We start from the raw sequence: 6522 nt of genomic DNA on the forward strand, positions 1-6522 counted from the left end.
CGCGGCGCGCCGGCCTCAATGAAAATCGCGGCTCGTCGTGGCCAGTTCGCCGAGCCATTCGCTGTAGTCCTCGAGGCGATGGGCGACGAGGTGGACCACCTCGCCTCTGTTCTTTCGTTTCGCTTGAGCCGCCCGGTTTGCGTTCACCTCATTGCCCACGTCGCCGACGGCGTTGCCGCCAGTGGCGACGCCATCGTCGCGTTGCAGGACACCGTAGACCGCCAGCAGCGACGACCCCAGCAACGCCTTACGCTGCTTTTCCACTAACGCCGGCCAGACGATCACGTTGATCGAACCGGTCTCGTCTTCGATGGAAACGAACACCGTGCCGTTCGCCGTACCGGGCCGCTGCCGCACGGTGACGATGCCGCACGCCCGCGCCAGCGTGCCGTGCCGGCACGCGGCAAGTTCGGCCGCCGTGCGAAAGCGCTGCTGCGCGAGGCGCGCCCGCAGCAATGCGAGCGGATGACGATTGAGCGTGAGCCCGAGGCTCGCGTAATCGTCGACGATCTCGCGGCTTTCGGCTGCCTGCGGCAACGCCAGCGGCGCTTCGGCGATCGGCGCATCGCGCAGCAGTTTCGGCACTGCATGTTGCGCGGTCACCGCCCACCAGGCTTCACGCCGATGACCCGCGATACTGGCCAACGCGTTGGCCGCCGCCAGCGCTTCGAGATCGCGCCGCGTCAATGCCGCGCGCCGCGCCAGATCGTCGACGTCGATGAACTGCGCGTCATGACGAGCGGCCATGATGCGCTCGGCGCTCCCTTGCGCGAGCCCCTTGATCAGATGCATGCCGAGGCGCACCGCCGGGCCGCGCGCGCCATAGGTGTTCGACGCCTGAAACACGCGCGCGGTCAAGCGCTTTGCCGCGCGCCGGATCGTCCTGCTCACCGTCAGGTGGCGCAGAGACAGCTCACGCAATTGCCGCGCGGATAGTACGGCGTACTGACGATGCAAACAGGTCTCGTCGTGCACGATCCGCCGCCCTTCCTCGTCACGCCGCTCGAACGTCGACTCCCAATCGCTCAGCGTCACGTCGGGCGGCAGTACCTTGACACCGTGACGCTTCGCATCCTGCACGAGTTGCGACGGCGAATAAAATCCCAACGGCTGACTGTTCAGCAAACCCGCGAGAAACGCCGCCGGCTCATAGCGCTTCAACCACGCGCTGAGATAGACGAGCAACGCGAAGCTCGCCGCGTGGCTCTCCGGAAAACCATACTCGCCGAAGCCTTCGATCTGATTGCAGATGCGCTCGATGAAGTCCTTCTCATAGCCGCGCGCCGACATGCGGTCGCTCAAATCCTGCTGATACTTCGCGAGGTTGCCACTGCGCCGCCACGCGGCCATCGCGCGCCGCAACTGATCGGCCTGTTCACCGGTGTACTCCGCCGCAACCATCGCCAGGTGCATGACCTGTTCCTGGAAAATCGGCACCCCGAGCGTGCGTTCGAGCACGGGCCGCAACTCGTCCTTCGCATAGTCGATCGGTTCGAGTCCCTGCTTGCGGCGCAGATACGGATGCACCATGCCGCCTTGAATCGGCCCCGGCCGCACGATCGCCACTTCGATCACGAGATCGTAGTACTTGTCCGGCTTCAGCCGCGGCAGCATGCTTTGCTGCGCGCGCGATTCGATCTGGAACACGCCGATCGTGTCGGCATGGCCGCACATTTCGTAGACGGCACGATCCTCGCGTGGAATATCCTGCACCCTGAACGTCGGAAAGCCGCGTCTCAACGCGACGAATTCCAGCGCGCGCCGGATCGCCGACAACATGCCGAGCGCGAGCACGTCGACTTTCAGCAGATTGAGCGCGTCGATATCGTCCTTGTCCCACTCGATCACGCTGCGGTCTTTCATCGTCGCGTTCTCGATCGGCACAAGCCGCGACAGCTTGTCTTTCGCGATCACGAAACCGCCGACGTGTTGCGACAGGTGACGCGGAAAACTGCGCAACTCCTGAGTCAGCTGGATCAGACGCTGTGTGATGTGCGAGTTGGCATCGAAGCCCGCTTCGGCCAGATATTTTGCGACCGCATCCGGGCCGTCCCACCACTGTTGTGATTTGGTGATCCGCTCGATCAACGACACTTCGAGCCCCAACGCCTTGCCAACGTCCTTCAACGCGCTGCGCGCGTGATACGTAATCAGCGATGCCGTCAGCGCCGCGCGATGACGGCCGTACTTCGCGTAGATATATTGAATCACCTCTTCGCGGCGCTGATGCTCGAAGTCGACGTCGATATCGGGCGGCTCCTTGCGGGCGCGCGAGATGAAGCGCTCGATCAGCATGTTCATCCGTACCGGATCGATTTCCGTCACATGCAGGCAGTAGCACACGATCGAGTTCGCCGCCGACCCGCGCCCCTGACACAGAATGTTTCTGGAGCGAGCGAAGCTCACGATATCGTGCACGGTCAGAAAATACTTTTCGTATTTCAGATCGGCGATCAACGCCAGCTCGGTCTCGATCTGCCGGATGCGCTTCAGGTCCATGCCGCCCGGCCAGCGCTCCGTTGCCCCGGCCATGACCAGCTTGCGTAGATGACTCGACGGCGATTCGCCCGCGGGCACCAGCTCCTGCGGATATTCGTACGCGAGATCGTCGAGCGAGAAATGGCATAGCGCGGCGACGCGCAGCGTTTCTTCGAGCGTATCGCGCGGATACAGTTTGCCGAGCCGCTGGCGCGTGCGCATGTGCCGCTCCGCATTCGCCTCGAGCGCGTGGCCGCATGCCGACAGCGGCTTGACGAGACCGATCGCGGTCATCGTGTCCTGGAGCGGCTTGCGCGAACGCGTGTGCATCAGCACGCCACCGGCCGCGACCAGCGGCAGGCCGCTTGCTTTTGAAATCATCCGCAACGCGTCGATCTGCAGATCGTCGCTGCCGGTTTGCCACAGTTCGAGTGCGATCCACGCGCGATCCGCCGCGAACGAGGCAAGCCAGTGCGCGCAACGCAGCGTGTGCGAGAGCGTCGCCGTACGTTGCGGCACGAGCATCAGGACGCAATCGGGCAACCCTTGCAGATGCGCCAGATGGGGCAACGCATCGGTGAAGTCGGCGGGACCGAGTCGATAGCTGCCTTTGTCCGCGCGCGAGCGCGCCAGCGTGATCAGTTCGGAAAGATTGCCGTAACCGTTGCGGTCGATGGCCAGCGCAACCAGCGTGCAGAAGGGTGCGCCGGTATCGTCGGTCAGATTGAGTTCGCTGCCGATGATCAGGTGAGGAAGCGGTTTGAATAGCTCGTCTTCCGGCGACGCTTCTGCGGAGGCTGAGGCCGTTGCGGCATCTTCTGAAGACGCTTCTGTTTGCGCGGCTTTGGCCTTCTCCTCACGCTCTTTCCGCAGACGCTCCCGTTCCTGCCTGATTTCCCTCAGTCTCGTGTGCGCTCGCACGACGCCGGCGAGCGAGCATTCGTCGGTGATCGCGAGTGCGTTATAGCCGCGCGACATCGCCTGCTCGACGAGTTCCTGCGGATGCGAAGCGCCACGCAGAAAAGAGAAATTGGTCAGGCAATGCAGCTCCGCATACGCCGGCAAGTGGGCGGCGGCGGGCGGCGACGCGAGAAAAAATGGCGGGGAAGTCGTCATGATGCTCAGCCGAACAGCCCCTGCAAATACCACTCGCCGTTGATGCGCTCGCGATACACCCAGAACATGTGGCCACGATCGTCGGCCGCGACGTAGTAATCGCGTTCGACAATGTTGCCATCCCACCATCCCGCTTCGATGCGCTCGGTCCGTGTGAGCATTTTCAGCGGCCGACGATAGATCGGCCGCTGATCGCGCATCATCAGGCGCAGCGGTTTATCGAGCATCCAGAGCGGCCGAGGCTGGTTGGGTAACGCGCTGTCGGAGAGGTCGAGCGAGGATTGGGCGTCGTGCGGTGCGAGCCTGGAGATGTGCCGGGTTTCAACGTTGTCTGATCCGGATGGGTGTGGGGTTGCGTTGGTTACGTTGGTTGCTTCGGTGGCTTGCCCGGTCGCCTCGCCTTCCACGCGTTCATCTTCCTCGGCAGCGTTGCGCAACTCATCGGTTAACCACGTTCTATCCGCTTTGACTTTTGCCTGGCCCTTCGCGGGCGAGCGCTTCTTATGCGAAATCTTGCGCGAAAACGCCTGCGCCTCGTAGGCTTCGACGCGCATCGCCCGCTCAGGGCGATGGTCGTCGTGCACCGACATCTGCAACACGTTCTCCGGCCCCAACCTCGCGCTCAAGCGCTCGAGCAGACGCGCGATCGAATCGCCGTCCGATTCGGGCATCGGGAATAACGTGTCCGACTGCCCGGCATATTCGCAAATCTGGTCCGCCACCAGCTTCAGCTCGATGACCGGTGCCACCAAAGTGGTCTGATTCAACTTCTCTCGCAACAGCCAGATCAGATGCTCGCCATCGCGCGACGGAATCGCCCACGCGACCTTCAGGCTCGATGTCTTCGGTGCATGACGGGAGGCTAATTCATGCTCGAGCAACAACGTATAGCCACTGAGCGCCGCATGATGCGCGCTCAGCCAGCCGGCCAACTGCACGATCAGTCGACGCGCGGCGAACAGCAACGCATCGGCGTTATCGACCCGCGACGGCAACTCCAATTGCGCATGAAACGACGCCGGCGCGCGAAACGCTTCGCGCGGATCGGCCCGCGTACCGTACGCCTGCGCGAGCAGATCCAGAATACCGCTGCCGAAACGCCGCACGACGCCCGACCTCGGCAAGCGCCGCAAATCGGCCAGCGTCGCGCAGCCGACGTGCGAGAACGCATCGCGATGCGCCTGCGCCACCGGCAGCAACGACACAGACATACGATCGAGCACATGCGCGAGCGACGTCTCCTTGAGCACATGCCAGCGACGTCCCTGCTTGGCGCAGCGGGCCTGCGCCAATAGCCACGCGCCCCACGCGGTCGGCGCACAGGCGATGCGGGCGGTATAGCCGAACTCGCCCACCGTGCCCGAGACCCGCGACAACAATGCGCGTAAGCCGCCGAACAACCGCAAGCCGGAGCCGACTTCCAGCAACAGCGTGTGCGCATCGGCGAGCGACACTTTCGGCGTGTACGTCAGCAACGCAAGCGCGATCGCTTCGAATGCCTGGGTCTCGCGGGTTGTGTCGGCGGCAAGCAACTTCAGCCCCGGCGCCAGTGCCAACGCGTACGAGCGCGAATGGCCGGCGTGCACACCGGCCCGCAATGCGTCCAGATCCGGCATCAGGATGTGCGCATGATCGGCCAGTGCATAACAGTGCCGCCCAGCAATGCCTGCGGGCGCTTGCGGCTGGCTGGCATCGTCGGCGCTCGGCTCACACCGATTCGGACTCGCGGGCAAACCATCCGGCGGCGACGCGAGAGGCCTGACCGCTTCCAGCGACAAGAGTGGCAATGTGACTGCGATCCACAACATGTTTGACCTCTGCTCCTTGAGGACGGCCGATTCCGCTTTCGGGCAACAAGGCGCTTTGTAAAGGCAGAACGAGACGGAGAGGTTCAGCTAGCGGAGGCCCACGGCGCTTGAAGATGTCGATCGACAGACCGATCTCCTGCAGCCATTGGCGACGGTTGATCGTCTGCGCATTGGCGGGCAGGAGCGGCTCGCAGATCATTCGCAATGGCGCTGGCGAGGATTGCGAGGCTGCCTCGACAGGCCGGATCAAAAATGCCAGCGACGCCGACTCCTGAGCCGCCACTTGCAGACGCCGGACCTTATCGGCGCGCGCGGTCGGCAGCCAGACCAGAACCGCGCCGATGCCGTCCTGCTTCAATGCCTGAGTGGCAGCCCACAGCGCCTGATCCTCAGTTGAACGCACCCAGAGGACACGTTCGACATCGATACCCCACGCCTTCAGTGCCGCGGCACATGGCTGATAAGGAGGCGCCACGAACATGACATGCCGTGCGGCCTGCGTCGTAAGCTGACGGAGCGCATGAGCCAGCAGGCGTACTTCGCCCACACCGCAATGCTCGATCAGCAATTCGGTCAGACCGCCGGCGGACCAGCCTTGCCCCGGCAACAGACGATCCAACGCGGCATAGCCGCTGGGAATCACACGCGAGTCCGACTCGGCAAGCTCATTGCCCTGCCACACCTGACGCCGCAATTGCGACGACAGCGTGGTCGTCGCAAGCTGAGTCGCTGTTGCCATAGACACGCTCTTTGAATAGGGAATGCTCCGCCCTGCCCGGCAGGAGCAAGGCATGGGCGATGGGACGATACTGTATGTTTATACAGTATTTTGAGATGGATGTTAAGGCGAGGGAGAGCTATGCGATGACGGCAGACAAGGCTTCAGCTAGGTGAGAGGGTGTGTGCTGTGGAAGGGACGCGCTGCGTGGGGAAGGGGCGGCAGCCAGATCGAAATCTGAGCGGATTGGGCTGTTTCGACGGGAAGAGAGTTGGGTACTAGCGTATGCTGCTGGCGGCTACGGTAGGGGGATAGAGAGGTGTGTGAGGATTTGTGACTGTGGCTGCATTGTCTGCGTCCCCTGCCACACGAAACGTGAGTCGAGGTTGCATGCCTGCGCCG

The 6522-nt window shown here is 63.2% G+C and carries 3 protein-coding genes; all 3 read right to left on the reverse strand.

What is annotated here, in order from left to right; all coding sequences use genetic code 11:
* Positions 1-15 precede the first annotated feature (15 nt).
* Genes BGI01S_RS09250 through imuA form a run of 3 tightly spaced genes read right to left on the reverse strand, consistent with a single transcriptional unit; the run spans position 16 to position 6141 of the window.
* Positions 16-3594 carry an error-prone DNA polymerase gene (locus BGI01S_RS09250; RefSeq protein ID WP_042324359.1) on the reverse strand — a complete coding sequence of 1193 codons (3579 nt, stop codon included), beginning with the start codon at positions 3592-3594 and terminating at the stop codon, positions 16-18.
* Between the two features lie 5 nt (positions 3595-3599).
* Positions 3600-5402, reverse strand: a complete 1803-nt coding sequence (locus BGI01S_RS09255) for a Y-family DNA polymerase (protein WP_042324360.1) — start codon at positions 5400-5402, stop codon at positions 3600-3602.
* On the reverse strand, positions 5302-6141 hold the full coding sequence (gene imuA, locus BGI01S_RS09260) for a translesion DNA synthesis-associated protein ImuA (protein WP_042324362.1): 840 nt from the start codon (positions 6139-6141) through the stop codon (positions 5302-5304). Before imuA ends, BGI01S_RS09255 begins: the two co-directional genes overlap by 101 nt.
* Between the last annotated feature and the right edge of the window lie 381 nt (positions 6142-6522).

Source organism: Paraburkholderia ginsengisoli NBRC 100965, assembly GCF_000739735.1.
GTDB lineage: Bacteria > Pseudomonadota > Gammaproteobacteria > Burkholderiales > Burkholderiaceae > Paraburkholderia > Paraburkholderia ginsengisoli.

Coding starts and splice junctions, on each gene's coding strand:
- BGI01S_RS09250 (WP_042324359.1), bottom strand. CDS start 3,594: ATGACGACTTCCCCGCCATTTTTTCTCGCGTCGCCGCCCGCCGCCGCC.
- BGI01S_RS09255 (WP_042324360.1), bottom strand. CDS start 5,402: ATGTTGTGGATCGCAGTCACATTGCCACTCTTGTCGCTGGAAGCGGTC.
- imuA (WP_042324362.1), bottom strand. CDS start 6,141: ATGGCAACAGCGACTCAGCTTGCGACGACCACGCTGTCGTCGCAATTG.